Below are 15,193 nucleotides of genomic sequence, written 5' to 3' on the forward strand. Positions count from 1 at the left end.
CCTTGTTTGGCTTATCCAAGCATCTGGATATCCACAGGCTTGCCGTTCCACCGGCGTGACCCCTGACTGGCCTGCGTTTCCCCGCCGCTAACTTCCGTCGCGGAGGTCCGCCGGGGGTTCGTCCTTCAATTCGATGGCGTCGAATCGGGCCTCGCAGCTCTCCCCCATCGGGGCTTGCGACATGAATCCTACGTGCATAGGTTTCTCCGTATCCAGCCTGAACAGCCGGACGAAAGACCATTCCCGGCCATCCGGTGACCAGTGGAAAGCCCACGCTGGACCCACCCGGCTGACCCGCAGATAAACCCACGGGGCAGTCACCACAGGCCCGTTGGAATCGTCCGAATAGCTGTTGGTCACCACGCTGACCACCATGGCTTCCCCTTGCGGAGAATACTCGAAGCAGAGCTTGGCCCAGTGCTCGCTGTCCGCCCACAGGGTCAACACCCCGGCGTCGAACGTTGTCCGTGGTGAGGCCACCAGAACCCTGGCCGACAACGAGAAAGCCGCCGGCGCCCTGAACCCCAGCGCAGTGGCGCCGTGCTGCGGTTCTCCCCCGAGGGAGTCGTTGGTCCAGTCAACCCCGGGCGCGGCCGTGAGAGTCAGCGTCCCCTCGGTCTCGTCATAATTGGCGTGACCGGCGGACGACGTCCACTCCAAGGATGGGAGTCCTGCTATTTCGGGGATCAATTTGGTGCTCCTCTGTGTCCTGAAAAAATGGTCAAGAACACGCTTTCAGAGATTGCCGGAGATGTGCGGGAGGCCACACCCGGGCGCCACCAGAAAAGATTTTTAGTGCATCCCGAACTGATAGCTGAACGGAACAGGCTCGCCCGGACATACCTCTTCCCACAACGCTGCGATGGCGTCCTCCCCTTCGCGGAGATCCGGAATTTCAACGCCCTCACGCAGGATGGCGGCCGCCTCTCCGGGGTTTCCCGTCCGCGCAAACGCAAGCGCCCGGAGGAACCTTAAACGTCCGACGGCGGCACCCTCCTTGGGTGCCGACTCCATCACTTCCAGAGCCAGGGCCGGGTCTCCGTGGCGGATGCTGAGCGTGGCCGCCTCCGTGAGCAAGGCTGTGGCGGAATGGTCAGCCTCCACGCCGTTCCGAAGCTCGGCAAGTCCTTCGGTTTCCTGTCCCTCGGCGAGGAGTGCCAAGCCCAGCCCACGATGCGCGAGTGCCTTGGTCCGCGGCCCCACATCACCGGCCGCAAGGACCTCGCGATACAGCCCCTTCGCCCCGTCCAAGTCCTGCCGTGCATGCCTCATGGTGGCCAGGTGGAGTTTCGCTTCAACGTTGTTCTGCGCCGCCAGCAGCTCCTCCCAATCCGCCCCGGCGACGAAGCTGGGCGCGCCGTCGAACGCTTTTCCGTGCAGTAGCCCAAGCCACGGTTCCTGCTCGGCCGTGACGCTCTCCTCCACGAAAGGTGTGCCGCTTTCATCAATCCAGGCCATGCCTGACCTGCTGCGCCGGGTACGCTCCACAACGCCCCAACCGCTGCCGTGCAGCAGCATTTTCGACGGCGGGACATCGGCATTGCTGATGGCTGCGGGAAGCATGGACTCGAGTTCCTCGTGGGGCAGGAGTTGTTCCAATCGTTCGCTGGCGTGTGCCACCGCAGCATTCCAGTCGGCACCGTGCGAAGTGTCCGGATCAAGGTGCCCGTTTCCGTACGCTTCAACCCATGCCCACTCGGCGCCGGCGGGCATCACCAGGTGTTCGAATTGCGTCTGCGCGAGGCCGGCCTGGATTTCGGCGTACGGTCCTGCCCCTGGACTCAACCACTCCTGCCAACGTTTGCCGCCTTGTCCTTGGCCCCACACGAAGAGCTTCTTTCCCCGTAGGAGGCCCGTGGACAGCATCGCCAGCCCGTCGCCGTCGTCGTCCGCTGCCACAACCCAACGCCGTTCGGAAGGGTCGATGTCGAAGAAGAAGTCAGCCGCGTGCGGGCTCTTGACCAGCCACGTGCCGTCATACCCTTCGTGGTCAGTGGGCTTCACCCTGGTGATATCCGTGGCGTAGTCGCTGCCGAAAGCCTCGTCCGCCGGAGCGATGACCCGAGTACGATCCGTTTCCGGGATGGCTGCGTTGCTCCACCAATACATGGGGACATCGTGATCGTTCGGGTTCCGCAGCCTGACCGCGGCGAAGAGGACGTCCGAGTCCGCAGGCAACCAGATGTCCACTTGGAACACCACTTCCCTCAGCCGCTCGTACTCCCACACGCGCAGGATGTGTTTGCCATCCGGGGTGTGAACGATTGCCGTGTGCAGCGGATCGCAACTGGTGGGCGAATGTCCACGGGTGCCGATATTCCATTCCAGCCCGCCCGCGAACCACGCCTTGCGCAGCGCAATGTTGGCCAGTTGCGGGGCATCGTGGGTGTGCAGGAGCTGTTTGCCTGTGGCTTTGTCGAACAACTCCCAGATGCGGCCACCCAATGAAGGGATGACGGTCACCTTGAGTTTGCTGTTTTCAAGCACGACGGCGGGAAACTCCTTGGGTGCCGCGTCCCTGCTGTAGCCGTCCTGCATGAGGTACGGGTACACGTTGGGCACCACTCCGTAGCGGGCCGAGGCTTGGAGTTCCTCAGGCACACCCTCGCCCACGGTGTAGGGCTGGTCCAGTTCCGCTGCCACCACCGGCAGCGGGTTCAATGGGCCGAGCTCAGCCATTGTCAGGGAGATAGTGGTGACGGTGAGGTTGGAGCTTGCGGTGATGGCCACGTCAGTATCCGATCGTGAGAAGGAGGCCGCGCCCATGGCCGCCTCATCATGCTTGGGGGCAGCTAGGAAACCGCAGCGAGTTGCTCTGATTTCGCCTTGCGACGCGAGCGATAATTTGCAGCTTTGATGCGGTTGCCGCATTCCTCCATACCGCACCACGTTCTGGTGCCGCTACGGGATCGATCAATAAATATTCGCGTGCAGTTCTCGCGCCCGCATTCCTTAAGCTTCGATTTCTCGTCCCCTGTCAACAGTTCGACCGCAGCCGTTGCAATGCTCGTGGCGAGGCTGGTTGCATCTCCGGATCGAATCAAATCCGCTCCCTTGAGCCTGAGGTGAGGAGTCCTGCCTTCGAGCTTCTTATTCACTATCCGCACATCGGGATCTGGAAGGGCCGAACCCGCCATATGGGTGGTCACCATGCGGTATAGGGCCTCGCGAAGTCCAAGTAACTGAGCAAAGTCATCATCGGAAACGGCCAGTGGGGTGGTTATGATCCCCGCTTCGGCAGCCCAAACCTCAAGATCATGGGGCGAATTGAGCAACTCCTCAAGGTCCGAGCGGCGCCACTTCAACGTCCCGATGAAGTCCAATGCGGCGTTGCCGCTGACAAAAACAAAGCTCATGTAACCATCTTGACAGGTGACGAACATCGCAGCAAGCTTGAGTCACCCCCTAAGCCGGTGACGGCTTTACTCGACTAAAGGAACAGCAATGCTAGACCGTCAGGATTACTTGTATTTCACGGAGCGCGCCCTTGATGGCATGGCTTCGATTGTCCGCGGACTGGGCGATGACCTCGCAAACCGCAAACCCTCACTCCAGGGAGCCAATTCACCTTTCGCCCTTCTTACCCATTGCGTTGGAGTCATCGAGTATTGGGTGGGGGATCTGGTCGCGGGTCGACACACCGACCGGGACCGCGAATCGGAATTCCTCTCTTACGGACCCATCGAGCCGCTCCTTCGTGAAGTTCAAGCCACCAAGGTGCAACTGATCGAGGACGTACTCAGTGCCGACCCCCAGGCACCCCTGCGAAGCGTGCCACCAGCGGACTTCCAGGGCCCGGACCGGATGCTCACTCAAGGCGGGGCACTCCAACACGTTTACGAGGAACTGGCGCAGCACCATGGGCAGATGGAACTGATGCGGGACGTCATTGTCGCCGAAGACTCCGGGCAATTGATTCCAGTGATCAACATGGTCCGGCCATGAGCACTGGTCAGTTCGATGCCGTCAATTTGGAACGACTCCGGGGTGGCCACGGAGTGAAGTGGGGTGCAGTGCCCCCCGATGTCCTGGCGTCTTGGGTGGCGGACATGGATTTCGGAACACCGCCCGCGGTTCGTGCCGCCATCCATGAGGTGGCCGAAAGGCAAGACCTCGGGTATCCGTTTTGGCAGGGTGAGGATCCTGTTGTCGCGGCATTCGAAGCCCGAATGACCAACCATCACGCTTGGACGCCTGGCCCCGGCAGGACACGTATCTATACAGACCTTATCCAGGTACTCCAAGTCATGATCGAACATTCGACGTCCCCTGGGGAGGGCATCGCAATCCACGTACCCACTTATCCGCCGTTCTTGGCGACAATTGAGCGATCCGGTCGCAAAATAGTCCCCCTACCCATGATCGACGCTGGCGATACGTGGAAGTTCGACACCGAGGGACTCACAGATAAATTGCGGCAAGAGAACTGCAGAATGCTGATCCTGGTCAACCCCCACAACCCCACGGGGAGAGTCTTCACCGCGGAAGAACTAACCACCTTGGCAAACACGTCCAAAGAACTCGATCTTGTGGTGCTTTCAGACGAAATCCATTCCGATCTGACTTTCGATGACCATCGCCACATACCGTTCGCGTCACTGGGAAAGGATGCGGCGGCCCGCACAATCACTGCAACCTCGGCCACTAAAGCCTTCAACATCGCAGGCATGCGGTGCGCAGTTGCGCACGTAGGGCCGCAAGCGGTTTGGGATGCCCTGGAAAGTGAACCACTGGACTACTTCGGGCAACCAAGCATTCTCAGCAGAGTGGCAACCGTTGCCGCTTGGACACAAAGTGACTCATGGCTGGCTGAACTGAAAGTCACGCTCTCAGCCAACCGCCGAATCATCCAGCAGTGGGTTCAAGACCTTCCCTATGAAGTACCGAGCCATGCGCCGGAGGCGACCTACCTGAGTTGGCTCGACCTCTCCGGAGCTGGAGTGGATCTGCACGACCCCGCAGCTGACCTGGAACGCAGAGCCCGGGTAAGGGTCAGCCAAGGGGCCGAGTTCTCGCAGCACACCGGCGTAAACACCACGACGTTTGTTCGCATCAACTTCGCCACCAGCACATCGAATCTTGTGGACATACTGGGGCGCATCCGTGGTGCCACGACCCGAGCCGCCGTACGGCAGTGGTCCGAAAAGAGCTGCGTCTTCTGAACAGCAAGCGCCAAAGCACCAAGAGCACATATGAAATCCAGCCGTCACCGCCGCAGCGCATGACGGACATTGACACGCGTTCAAAGATGATCGCTTCACTCCAAGGGAGAAAACCGTGTTAGAACCCTCAACAACCCACACTGCCGTCGCGCAGCAGACCCCCGGGTCGCCGTCGTCCGTGTCCGCACGGCTGGAACGGCTTCCGTGGAGCCGGTTTCAAAGGAACATTTTCCTCGTCGTAGCCACCGCCTGGCTCTTCGACTCCATCGACCTCGGCGCCATTACTTTTCTTCTGTCACCGATTAGCACCGAATTCCATCTCTCCGCTGCGCAAGCAGGTCTGCTGGGAAGCGCCAGCTTCGCCGGAATGCTCACCGGCGCCATTGCCGCCGGCTCACTGGCAGACCGCATCGGGCGGCAGAAAGTGTTCCAATACAGCATCTTCATTTGGGGAGCAGCCAGCTTGGCACTTGTCTTCGCCTGGGACTTCAACAGCGTCGCAAGCTTCCGGTTCCTCCTGGGAGTGGGTATGGGCGCGGAATTCCCCGTCGCCGCGGCCCTTATCGCCGAGTTCATGCCCGCCAGCAAACGGGGCAGGTACGCAGCACTTCTCGAGGGCGCCTGGCCTGTTGGATTTATCGCTGCCGGGGCAATCGCCTACTTTATGGTTCCTGCCTGGGGCTGGCGCGGATTCTTCGCCCTCCAAGCTGTCCTGGCTCTCTGGGCACTGGTCATCCGCCGGAGCGTCCCGGAATCCCCGCGCTGGCTGGCCTCACGTGGGCTGACCCTCGAAGCGGACCGAGTCATGACTGCCATTGAAACTGCCGTTACCAAAGCATCCGGCTCTCCGCTCCCCGACTACGAGGTGGCTGGCACCGCTGGCACAACCTCCGAACAACCCCGAGGTATTCGCGCTCTCTTTGTTCCGGAGTACCGCCGTCGCACCCTCATGTTGTGGCTCGTCTGGTTCTGCATCCTCTTCGGCTATTACGGCCTCACCACATGGATCGGCAAGCTACTGACCGATAGCGGATTCGATGTCGTCAAGAGCATAGGTTTCGTTCTCCTCATGGCCCTCTGGGGCATTCCCGGGTTCCTCTCGGCGGCCTTCCTCATCGAAGTCATCGGCCGCAAATACTGCCTCGCCCTCTACACGGTGCTATCGGCTGCGGCTGCCTTCTTCTACGGCCAAGCGGCCGGCGAAACGCAACTCATGATCTACGGTTCCCTTTTGCAGTTCTTCTTCTTCGGGATGTGGTCCTCCATCTATGCCTTCACCCCCGAGTTGTTTCCCACCAGAGCCCGCGGCATCGGCGTCGGAACGGCCACGGCCGCCGGGCGGCTCGGCGCGCTGCTGGGACCGATAGTCGTCCCCATCTTGCTGGCGGCCGGCGGCACAAGCTTGGTCTTCAGCGCCAGCGCCGCCTTGTTTGTCCTAGCCGCAGTCATCGTCTTGATCGCCTTGCCCGAGACGAAACACGCCGTCCTCGAAGACATATCCCACTAACCGCAGGTGACCAGGAGCACAATGAACGCGCTAAGAGAATCACAGGCCATCAGCAGGATCGTGACAGACACCGCGCCGCCTGCGGCCGGTCCATACGCCCAAGCGGTGAGGCACGGCAACGTTCTTCATGTCAGTGGACAGTTGCCGATCAATCCCTTGTCCCTCCTCGTAGAGAGCCCCCACGACGCGTCGGCTCAAGCAAGACAGGTCCTCGCCAACATAGCCAGCATCTTGAACCATGCCGGTGGGAGCCTGGAAAACGTCCTTAAGGCAACCATCTTCCTGACAAGAATTGAGGACTTCGCTGAAGTCAACCAGGTCTACAAGCAGGTGTTCGGTGAGACTTTCCCCGCAAGATCGTGCATAGCAGTTTCCGCGCTTCCCCATCCTGAGGCTTTGGTGGAGATCGAAGTGACAGCGGCCCTTTCCAGTCCTGTTGAAGTAGCGCTCTAGCAAGCCGGGGAGGCCGGGTATGTTCGAACAACTCATAAGGCCGGCCTCCCCCCACTTCCACGACCGGACTCGTGGGCGTTGGAACTACGCCCGTGTACCCAACCCCAGCGCATTGACTTTCGCCTTGGCTGCTCTCACAACCTCGCGGTCAGTGACGGTATAGGCAGTCGGATCGCCGCCATCCTCGGCGCCCAGGGAGATCGCTCCTTCTCCAAGGGTGGAGACGGTCTTCTTTGCCGAGAGATGAACGGCGGACAGGCCAGCCGCGTGCATTGCCGGGATGTCCTCCAAGGACAGTCCCCCGCCGGCCATGATTTCCAGAGCGCCCCCTGCACGCTCCACCATGGAGGTCAGGGTTCGCAGGCCTGCTCCGGCGGTAGCTTCATGCCCTGACGTCAGGACCCGGGTGAAGCCCAGTTCCATGAGTTGCTCAAGGGCGGCCAAGGGGTCTTTTGACTGATCGATGGCCCGGTGGAAGGTCAGTTGCGCTTCAGGATTGGCATCCCTGGCTGAGCCCACCAGACGCTGCACTGCTTGCACGTCCACCTCTCCTGACGGGGTGAGCGCGCCAACCACCACCCCATGGGCTCCTTGGGCGAGAAGGTGGCGGATCTCGTGGACCATGGTGTCCAGGTCGGAAGCCGAGTACCGGAAATCGCCTGGCCTGGAGCGAATCAGGGGATGAATCTCCAGACGGCCATCGACGTGCTCCATGCTCGCTTCCATGAGTCCTTGGCTTGGAGTGATGCCACCAAGTTCGAGGCTGCTGCACAGCTCAACGCGGTTGGCTCCTTCGGCGGCGGCCGTGCCTGCACCGGCCGCGCTCACCACGGCAATTTCAAGTTTCATGCTGAAACTCTACGGGCAGCAGGGGCTACGCGCGGTAGCGTTCGAGCTTTTCCTTTTGCTGCGGAGTGAGCCTGAGGACCCGTCCCGTAGCCTCCGCCACGAAAGCCAAATGAGTGGTGGCTTTGACGCAGTCTTCCCGCGTGACGGGGTCCTTAATGACGTAGTGGAGATCGAAGCTCGCGCCCTTGATGGCGCCGACCCAGATCTCAACAACGGCCGGGATGTTGCGGTAGTCCAGCGTCCGGACATAGCGGACTTTGTGCTCCACAACCAGGGTCATGATCCCCTCCTCAACATCGTTGAAGAGGGCAGCGGGAGGTTCGACGCCGGGGAGGCCAGCACCGCGGGGCGGCCCGAAGGCTGCGATACGGGCTTCCTCGAGCATGCGCACAATCTGGACGTTATTGATGTGTCCGTAGGCGTCCATGTCACCCCAGCGCATGGGTACGAGGACCTCAATGCGCCGGGGTGCCATAGGCTCCTTCAGTGTTTCCGTGCTCAGCTGTGCACCGCCGTCGAGTCGTCCACAGCGGTTTCTTCCTCACCTGCGAACTGGGACATGTACAAGCGGTAGTACGCGCCCTGGAAAGCGAGCAGCTGGGTGTGGTTTCCCTGCTCCACGATCTTGCCGTTTTCCATCACCAGGATGGTGTCGGCGTCCCGGATCGTGGAGAGTCGGTGTGCGATGACGAAGCTCGTACGGTCCGTTCGGAGAGCTGCCATGGCCTTCTGCAGCAATAGCTCGGTACGGGTGTCCACGGAGCTCGTGGCTTCATCCAGGATCAACAGCGAAGGATCGGAGACGAAGGCACGGGCGATGGTGATGAGCTGCTTTTCACCGGCACTGACGTTGTTACCTTCTTCGTCGATGATCGTCTGGTAACCGTCCGGAAGGGCACGCACGAAGCGGTCCACGTAGGTGGCCTTGGCCGCCTCCATGATCTGCTCTTCGGTGGCGTCCAGGTTTCCGTACTTGATGTTGTCGTAGATGGTCCCGCCAAAGAGCCAGGCATCCTGCAACACCATGCCGACTTTGGACCGTAGCTCGGCACGACTGAGGTCCTTGATGTCCACGCCGTCCAAGGTGATACGGCCGGCGTTGAGCTCGTAGAAACGCATCACGAGGTTCACCAGCGTGGTCTTGCCGGCACCGGTGGGGCCAACAATGGCCACGGTGTGACCGGGTTCCGCAGCGAAGGACAGGTCCTCGATCAGCGGCTTGTCCTCCACATAGCTGAAGGAGACGTGCTCGAACTCCACGTGGCCGTCGGTCTTGGAGGGCAGGTGGCGCGTAGCGTTCTCTTCAACTTCTTCATCGGCGTCCAGGAACTCGAAGACGCGCTCTGCTGAGGCGACGCCGGATTGCAGCATGTTGGCCATGCCTGCAATCTGGCCCAGCGGCTGGGTGAATTCACGGGAGTACTGGATGAACGCCGTGGCGTCGCCGAGGCTCATGGAGCCCGAGGCAACACGGAGCCCGCCCACCACGGCAATGCCGACGTAGGACAGGTAGGAGACGAAGTTCATGGCCGGGAAGATCACGCCGGACACGAACTGTGCACCGAACGATGCTTTGTAGAGTTCCTCGTTCTTCTCATCGAACCGCTCCAGCATGTCGGCATCGCGCCCGAAGACCTTGACGAGATCGTGGCCGGAGAACGACTCCTCGATCTGGCCATTGAGTGCGCCGGTGTTCTTCCACTGAGCGGCAAAGAGCTTCTGGCTGCGGGCACCAATGACGCCCGCAACAATGCCGGACAGCGGCAGGGCGATCAAGGCAATCAGCGCCAGCTCCCAGGACACGATGAACATCATGACCGTGATGCCAAGGACCGTGAGCACGGAGCTGACCAGTTGGGAGAACGCCTGCTGAAGACCCTGCTGGACGTTGTCGACGTCGTTGGTGACGCGGGACAGGATGTCGCCACGCTGGCGGGTGTCGAAGTAGTTCAACGGGAGTCGGTTGAGCTTGGCCTGGACGTCGTTGCGTAGCTTCTTGATGACCCGCATGACGATTCTGTTGAGCAACCAACCTTGAGCCCACAGGAAGATGTTTGCCACAAAGTACATGAGCAGCACGATCGAAATCAGGAACGTCAGCTTGGGGAAGTCAATCCCGTTTGTGAGCTCCATCTTGGAAACCATGTCCGCAAAGTTGCCTTGCCCCTGCTGACGCATGAGCTCCACGAATTGCTCTTGGGAGACTCCCTCGGGGACCTGCCTGCCAATGACGCCGCCGAAAATGACGTCCATGGCAGTACCCAGGACCTTGGGCGCGATCACGTTGAGCACCACCGAGACGATGACGAGGCCGATCACGATGTACACACCAACGCTCTCGGGCTTCAGCAGGCCCATGAGCCGCTTAGCAGACGGCCAGAACTCCTTGGCCTTCTTTGCCGGAACGTCGCCGAACATGCCGCCATCGGCTTCGGAAGGGACGTATTCCTCTTCGACGAAGTCTTCGTCATCAATCAGCTCTGTTGCTACTTCGGCCTCGGCCGTTGCCTTGGCATCTTTGGCGGCCTCTGCCTTGGCAGCCCAGCCACGCTTCTTCTGCTGGTTCTGCTCGCTCATGCCACTTCCTCCACGCTCAGCTGGGATTCAACGATTTCCTGGTACGTGGGTGACGTCTCCAGCAATTCGTCGTGCGTTCCACGGTCAACAATCCGGCCGTTATCCAGCACAAGGATCTCGTCCGCGTCCGCAATGGTTGAGACACGCTGGGCCACAATGATGACCGTGGCGTCCCGGGTCTTGGCTTTCAACGCCTTGCGCAGCCTGGCATCGGTAGCGACGTCCAGAGCGGAGAAGGAATCATCAAAGAGGTACACATTCGGTTTGGTAACCAGCGCCCTGGCGATGGACAGCCTCTGGCGCTGGCCACCGGATACGTTGGTGCCACCTTGGGCAATGCGCCGGTTCAAACCGGACGACTTTTCCTCGACGAAGCCCTTGGCCTGCGCCGTCTCCAACGCCTCCCACAGTTCTTCGTCGGTGGCGTCGGGCTTACCGAAGCGCAGGTTGTGCTCGATGGTCCCGGAGAACAGGTAGGGCTTCTGCGGAACCGCCGAGACCCGGCTGGTGATTTCCGATGCGTCCATCTTGGTGACGGGCACGCCGTCGAGCAGCACGTCGCCCGAGGCGACGTCGTAAAGCCGAGGAAGGAGCGAAACCAGGGTGGTCTTGCCTGCGCCCGTGGATCCGATGATGGCCAGGGTCTTACCCGGCTCGGCGGTGAAGGAGATGTTGCTCAGCACCGGCGCCTCCGCACCCGGGTACTTGAACGTGACGTCGCGGAATTCCACGCGGCCCTTCTTCTCAGCCGGCACCACCGGGGAGGTGGGGTTGTGAATGGACGGCTCGACGTCGAGCACCTCGCCGATGCGGTCTGCACAGACGGACGCGCGGGGAATCATCATGGCCATGAACGTGCCCATCATGACCGCCATCAGGATCTGCAACAAGTACTGGAGGAAGGCCGTGAGCGCACCCACCTGCATTTCACCCGAATCAACGCGCTGGCCGCCGAACCACAGCACGGCTGCCGTAGACAGGTGCAGGATCATGCCGATGGCCGGGAACATCAGGACAAACAGGTTGCCGATCTTCACGGACACTGCGGTGAGGTCTTCATTGGCATCGCCGAAGCGCTTTGCCTCATGGGGTTCACGCACAAAGGCGCGGACCACGCGAATGCCGATGATTTGCTCGCGCAGGACACCGTTGATCGCGTCGATCTTGGTCTGCATGGAACGGAACAGCGGCATCAGACGGACTACGAGGTAGCCCACAACGGCCACCAGCACCGGAACGGAAACCCATACGAGCCAGGAAAGGTTGAGGTCCTCGCGGAGGGCCATGATGATGCCGCCAACACACATGATAGGCGTGGAAACCATGAAGTTCAGGCCCATGAGCACCAGCATCTGCACCTGCTGGACATCGTTGGTGCCGCGGGTGATCAGCGTGGGAGCACCGAAACGGTTGACGTCCTGGGCAGAGAAGCTGCTGACCTGCCGGTAGACACTTCGGCGCAGGTCGCGGCCGATTGCCATGGCAACGCGGGAGCCGAAGTACACGGCGATAATGGCGGTAAGCACCTGTCCAAGGGCGACACCGAGCATGAGCAAACCGGTTTGCCAGATGAAGTCGGTGTCTCCGCGGGAAACTCCCTCATCAATGATTTTGGCGTTGAGGCTGGGGAGATAGAGCGTGGCGATGGTGGACGCCAACTGAAAAATCAGCACAGCCACAATCTGCGGCAAATACGGCTTGGAGTAGCGCCGTATAAGGGTGACAAGCATGCCCACGGGTCCTTAGAAAGAGTGCGCGAATGAGATAAGAGAAGTTTGGCAGCAGGGGCTGACAGTATTAGCCTCCCCACTCTACGAAATCCGTTGCCCGGGCGAAACAACTTACGGAAAAGATCATCCCAGCGGAGTATTTCCCGTGTCGGTCATGCTCGCCCTGGGGTAGACCCTTGCGGTAGACACCGGCCGCCGGCAACAAAAAACGCCGGCTGGTTTCCCAGCCGGCGTTTTCAGTCCCGCCCTCGTTGGCCAAGCTCCACGTAGTACGCGAGGAGTATCAAACAAGGGCGGGATCCGTAGTGGAGTCAGCCCGCGTGCTTGCCGTGGTCTGCACGGGCTTCGACGCCCTGGAGGAGCAACAACGCCATCCGTTCCTGCTGCCTGCGTTCGCGCTTGAGCTCCTTACGGATCGCGGCGAGCTCCTCCGCGGTATGGGCCTGCTGCTCCGCAATGGTTTGCTGCTCCCGCAACCGGGCCTGTAGCTCCACGTTGGCCCGACTGAGCTGCAGCTGCTGTTCTGCCAGGACGTACTGGGTACGGGACAGCTGTTCCTGAACTTCCTTCACATCAGCCGTGCCTTGGGGTCGTTCCTTGGTGAGGATCCGGGCAAACTCGAGGTCAAGATCGGATCCGGACTGCTCGTTCGAAGCCGGTCGCTCCGCCACCGGAACCTGACGGGCGCCCCGTGGAACCGCAGCGTCGGCACCCAACCCGTGTGCGCCGTCGTCGGACGCTTTCACTGCGTCCATGGACGCGGTGTCCAGCGACATTCCAGCGTCTCCTGAAGCCGTGGCAATGAGTTCCTTTTCCGGAGCAGCATCAACCGTGCGGCGCAGTGGGCGTTCCTTGATGAACAGCACAGCCAGGAGGGCCACAACGCTGATGATCGCCGAGATCAGGAAGATCTGTGCGGTGGCGTCACCGTAGGCTGCCCGCATGATCCCGGCGATGGGAGCGGGCATATCGGCCAGGTCCATGCTGGCTCCGGAGGCACCACCCTGAGCCCGAATGCCCGCGGCAGTCATGCCTTCAACGGCAAGTTCCTTCACATGGTTGGACATGATGGCGCCCAGGACGGATACGCCGATCGCGCCACCCACGGAGCGGAAGAACGCCACCGAAGCACTGGCTGTTCCGATGTCCTTGGCCTGGACAGTGTTCTGAACAGCAAGCACCAGGTTTTGCATCAGCATGCCGAGGCCGAGGCCGAACACGCCGGTGTAAATCGCCACGATCCACAGTTCAGTGGTGTGGTCCATGGTTCCGGCGAACGCGAGGCCGCCGATGAGGAGGACGGACCCTGCAATCAGGAATCTCTTCCACTTGCCGAAACGGCTGATCAGGATGCCGGATGCAACGGAACCGATCAAGTTGCCGGCGATCATTGGCAGCGTCAGGAGGCCGGCCTCGGTGGGCGTGGCACCGCGGGCAACCTGGAAGTACTGGCCCAGGAAGGTGGAGGAACCGAACATGGCGATACCAACGGCAACGGAGGCAACGATAGCCAATGCGGTGGTGCGTTCGGAGATGATCTTGAGCGGAATGATGGGCTCGGGAACCTTCGTTTCCACCAGCACCAGAAGTGCCAGCAGGGCTACGCCGCCGCCCACCATGAGCGCGGACTGCCAGGAGAACCAGTCGTAGTAGTCAGGGTTGCCGGCGAAGGAAACCCAAATGAGGAGCAAGCTCACGCCGGACGTCAGCAGGATGGAACCCAGCCAGTCGATCTTCGCCGGGCGCTTGATGTGCTGGATCTTCAGCGTCACCTGGAGCAGGATGAGCGCGAGGACGGCCAGCGGCACACAGACGAAGAACGTCCAGCGCCAGCCGAGCGGGCTGTCAACGATGAAGCCGCCCAGCAGCGGGCCGCCAGCGGTTCCTACGGCCATGACAGCACCCATGTAACCGGAATACTTGCCGCGGTCACGCGGCGGAATCATGGAGCCGATGATCGCCTGGGCCAAGGCGGTGAGGCCACCCATCGCCACGCCTTGGATGACACGGGCGGTCAGCAGCAGCGGAATGGTTTCAGACAGGCCTGCCATGACCGAGCCCGCCACGAAGATGATGATGCTCAGCTGGACCAGAAGCTTCTTGTCGAAAAGGTCCGCGAGCTTGCCCCAAATGGGCGTGGTGGCAGCGTTTGCCAACAGCGCAGCCGTGATAACCCAGGCGAAGTCGGTTTGCGTGCCCTTGAGCTCGGACATGATGGTGGGCAGCGCATTCGCCACGATCGTGCTGCTGAGGATCGCTGTAAAGAAGGCGGCGAGAAGCCCGGTCAGGGCTTCCATGATCTGCCGATGGGTCATGGGCGCGGAGGCCCGGGTAACTGAGGCGTCCACCGCCTGGGAGTTTTGTACTGCTGGTGTAGCCATGCGTGGGCTCCTAAGCTGTCTGGTTTGTTGTGATGGAGCCGGCCGCCGTTGCCCGGATTGAGTCCTTGAGGGACACAGTGAGTTTGTTGATGACCTGGGAGGCCTCGAGGGCGTCGGCCTCGCTCCAATCCGCCAGGTAATCCCGCAGTCTCACGCTGCGTTGTTCTTCGAATTCGCGCAGTTTCGCCGCGCCGCTTTCCGTCAGGGCGAGGAGCTGGGCCCTACCATCAGCAGGATCAGGCCGCCTGGCCACAAAGCCGAGCTCCTCGAGTTCGGTAATGTGCCGGCTAAGGACCGGGGCGCTAACGCCGAGTCGCGTGGCCAGCTGGGTAGCGCGGGTCTCCCCCTCGCCGATGAAACGCATCACCCCCTGAAGAGCCATTCCGACGTCGGGAACGCGGGCCATGTGGGCGGTCACCACACAGCGCAGCGTGCGCTGAAGATCGAAAATCTGATGCACAAGATCGGTTGCTGTGGCAGAACCGACGGACATGCGAAACACCCCTCTTTTTGTTTGCCTAAAGCAACTATAAC

At 61.1% G+C, this 15,193-nt stretch carries 13 protein-coding genes; 4 read left to right on the forward strand and 9 right to left on the reverse strand.

Annotated elements, in window-relative coordinates:
* Nucleotides 1-87 precede the first annotated feature (87 nt).
* From M1D89_RS17885 to M1D89_RS17895, 3 genes are all read right to left on the reverse strand, one after another.
* Nucleotides 88-690: a DUF1349 domain-containing protein gene (locus M1D89_RS17885; protein WP_498645562.1), complete on the reverse strand. Its 603-nt coding sequence runs from the start codon at nucleotides 688-690 to the stop codon at nucleotides 88-90.
* A 102-nt stretch (nucleotides 691-792) separates the two neighbouring features.
* Nucleotides 793-2,730, reverse strand: coding sequence for a DUF5107 domain-containing protein (locus M1D89_RS17890; RefSeq protein ID WP_498645564.1), 1,938 nt, complete (start codon nucleotides 2,728-2,730; stop codon nucleotides 793-795).
* Nucleotides 2,731-2,792: 62 nt separating this feature from the next.
* The gene (locus tag M1D89_RS17895) at nucleotides 2,793-3,356 is read right to left on the reverse strand and encodes a CGNR zinc finger domain-containing protein (protein ID WP_498645566.1); all 564 of its coding nucleotides are present in this window, start codon (nucleotides 3,354-3,356) and stop codon (nucleotides 2,793-2,795) included.
* 88 nt (nucleotides 3,357-3,444) lie between these two features.
* On the opposite strand from M1D89_RS17895, the gene M1D89_RS17900 reads away from it, so the two are divergent.
* The 4 genes from M1D89_RS17900 (at nucleotide 3,445) to M1D89_RS17915 (ending at nucleotide 7,122) form a co-directional block, all read left to right on the forward strand.
* The gene (locus tag M1D89_RS17900; RefSeq protein ID WP_498645568.1) at nucleotides 3,445-3,945 is read left to right on the forward strand and encodes a DinB family protein; all 501 of its coding nucleotides are present in this window, start codon (nucleotides 3,445-3,447) and stop codon (nucleotides 3,943-3,945) included.
* A complete protein-coding gene (locus tag M1D89_RS17905) occupies nucleotides 3,942-5,162 on the forward strand; it encodes a MalY/PatB family protein (protein ID WP_498645570.1) in 1,221 nt (406 codons plus the stop codon). Before M1D89_RS17900 ends, M1D89_RS17905 begins: the two co-directional genes overlap by 4 nt.
* Nucleotides 5,163-5,277: 115 nt before the next feature.
* Entirely contained in the window at nucleotides 5,278-6,669 is a 1,392-nt protein-coding gene (locus tag M1D89_RS17910) for an MFS transporter (RefSeq protein WP_498645572.1), read from the forward strand.
* Between the two features lie 21 nt (nucleotides 6,670-6,690).
* The gene (locus M1D89_RS17915) at nucleotides 6,691-7,122 is read left to right on the forward strand and encodes a RidA family protein (RefSeq protein WP_498645574.1); all 432 of its coding nucleotides are present in this window, start codon (nucleotides 6,691-6,693) and stop codon (nucleotides 7,120-7,122) included.
* 84 nt (nucleotides 7,123-7,206) lie between these two features.
* Here M1D89_RS17915 and M1D89_RS17920 read toward each other — a convergent pair whose 3' ends face one another.
* From M1D89_RS17920 to M1D89_RS17945, 6 genes are all read right to left on the reverse strand, one after another.
* The gene (locus tag M1D89_RS17920) at nucleotides 7,207-7,971 is read right to left on the reverse strand and encodes a copper homeostasis protein CutC (protein ID WP_498645576.1); all 765 of its coding nucleotides are present in this window, start codon (nucleotides 7,969-7,971) and stop codon (nucleotides 7,207-7,209) included.
* Between the two features lie 25 nt (nucleotides 7,972-7,996).
* Entirely contained in the window at nucleotides 7,997-8,413 is a 417-nt protein-coding gene (locus tag M1D89_RS17925) for an acyl-CoA thioesterase (protein ID WP_498650989.1), read from the reverse strand.
* A gap of 56 nt (nucleotides 8,414-8,469) precedes the next feature.
* Nucleotides 8,470-10,548: an ABC transporter ATP-binding protein gene (locus tag M1D89_RS17930; RefSeq protein WP_498645578.1), complete on the reverse strand. Its 2,079-nt coding sequence runs from the start codon at nucleotides 10,546-10,548 to the stop codon at nucleotides 8,470-8,472.
* Entirely contained in the window at nucleotides 10,545-12,278 is a 1,734-nt protein-coding gene (locus tag M1D89_RS17935; protein WP_498645580.1) for an ABC transporter ATP-binding protein, read from the reverse strand. The genes M1D89_RS17930 and M1D89_RS17935 overlap by 4 nt, the downstream gene beginning before the upstream one ends.
* Nucleotides 12,279-12,589: 311 nt before the next feature.
* A complete protein-coding gene (locus M1D89_RS17940; protein WP_498645581.1) occupies nucleotides 12,590-14,659 on the reverse strand; it encodes an MFS transporter in 2,070 nt (689 codons plus the stop codon).
* 10 nt (nucleotides 14,660-14,669) lie between these two features.
* Nucleotides 14,670-15,152 (reverse strand): MarR family winged helix-turn-helix transcriptional regulator, encoded by a 483-nt coding sequence (locus tag M1D89_RS17945; RefSeq protein ID WP_498645582.1) that lies wholly within the window; start codon nucleotides 15,150-15,152, stop codon nucleotides 14,670-14,672.
* Between the last annotated feature and the right edge of the window lie 41 nt (nucleotides 15,153-15,193).

Source organism: Arthrobacter sp. D3-18, from assembly GCF_054408525.1.

Coding starts and splice junctions, on each gene's coding strand:
- M1D89_RS17895 (WP_498645566.1), bottom strand. CDS start 3,356: ATGAGCTTTGTTTTTGTCAGCGGCAACGCCGCATTGGACTTCATCGGG.
- M1D89_RS17900 (WP_498645568.1), top strand. CDS start 3,445: ATGCTAGACCGTCAGGATTACTTGTATTTCACGGAGCGCGCCCTTGAT.
- M1D89_RS17905 (WP_498645570.1), top strand. CDS start 3,942: ATGAGCACTGGTCAGTTCGATGCCGTCAATTTGGAACGACTCCGGGGT.
- M1D89_RS17915 (WP_498645574.1), top strand. CDS start 6,691: ATGAACGCGCTAAGAGAATCACAGGCCATCAGCAGGATCGTGACAGAC.
- M1D89_RS17920 (WP_498645576.1), bottom strand. CDS start 7,971: ATGAAACTTGAAATTGCCGTGGTGAGCGCGGCCGGTGCAGGCACGGCC.
- M1D89_RS17925 (WP_498650989.1), bottom strand. CDS start 8,413: ATGCGCTGGGGTGACATGGACGCCTACGGACACATCAATAACGTCCAG.
- M1D89_RS17930 (WP_498645578.1), bottom strand. CDS start 10,548: ATGAGCGAGCAGAACCAGCAGAAGAAGCGTGGCTGGGCTGCCAAGGCA.
- M1D89_RS17935 (WP_498645580.1), bottom strand. CDS start 12,278: ATGCTTGTCACCCTTATACGGCGCTACTCCAAGCCGTATTTGCCGCAG.
- M1D89_RS17940 (WP_498645581.1), bottom strand. CDS start 14,659: ATGGCTACACCAGCAGTACAAAACTCCCAGGCGGTGGACGCCTCAGTT.
- M1D89_RS17945 (WP_498645582.1), bottom strand. CDS start 15,152: ATGTCCGTCGGTTCTGCCACAGCAACCGATCTTGTGCATCAGATTTTC.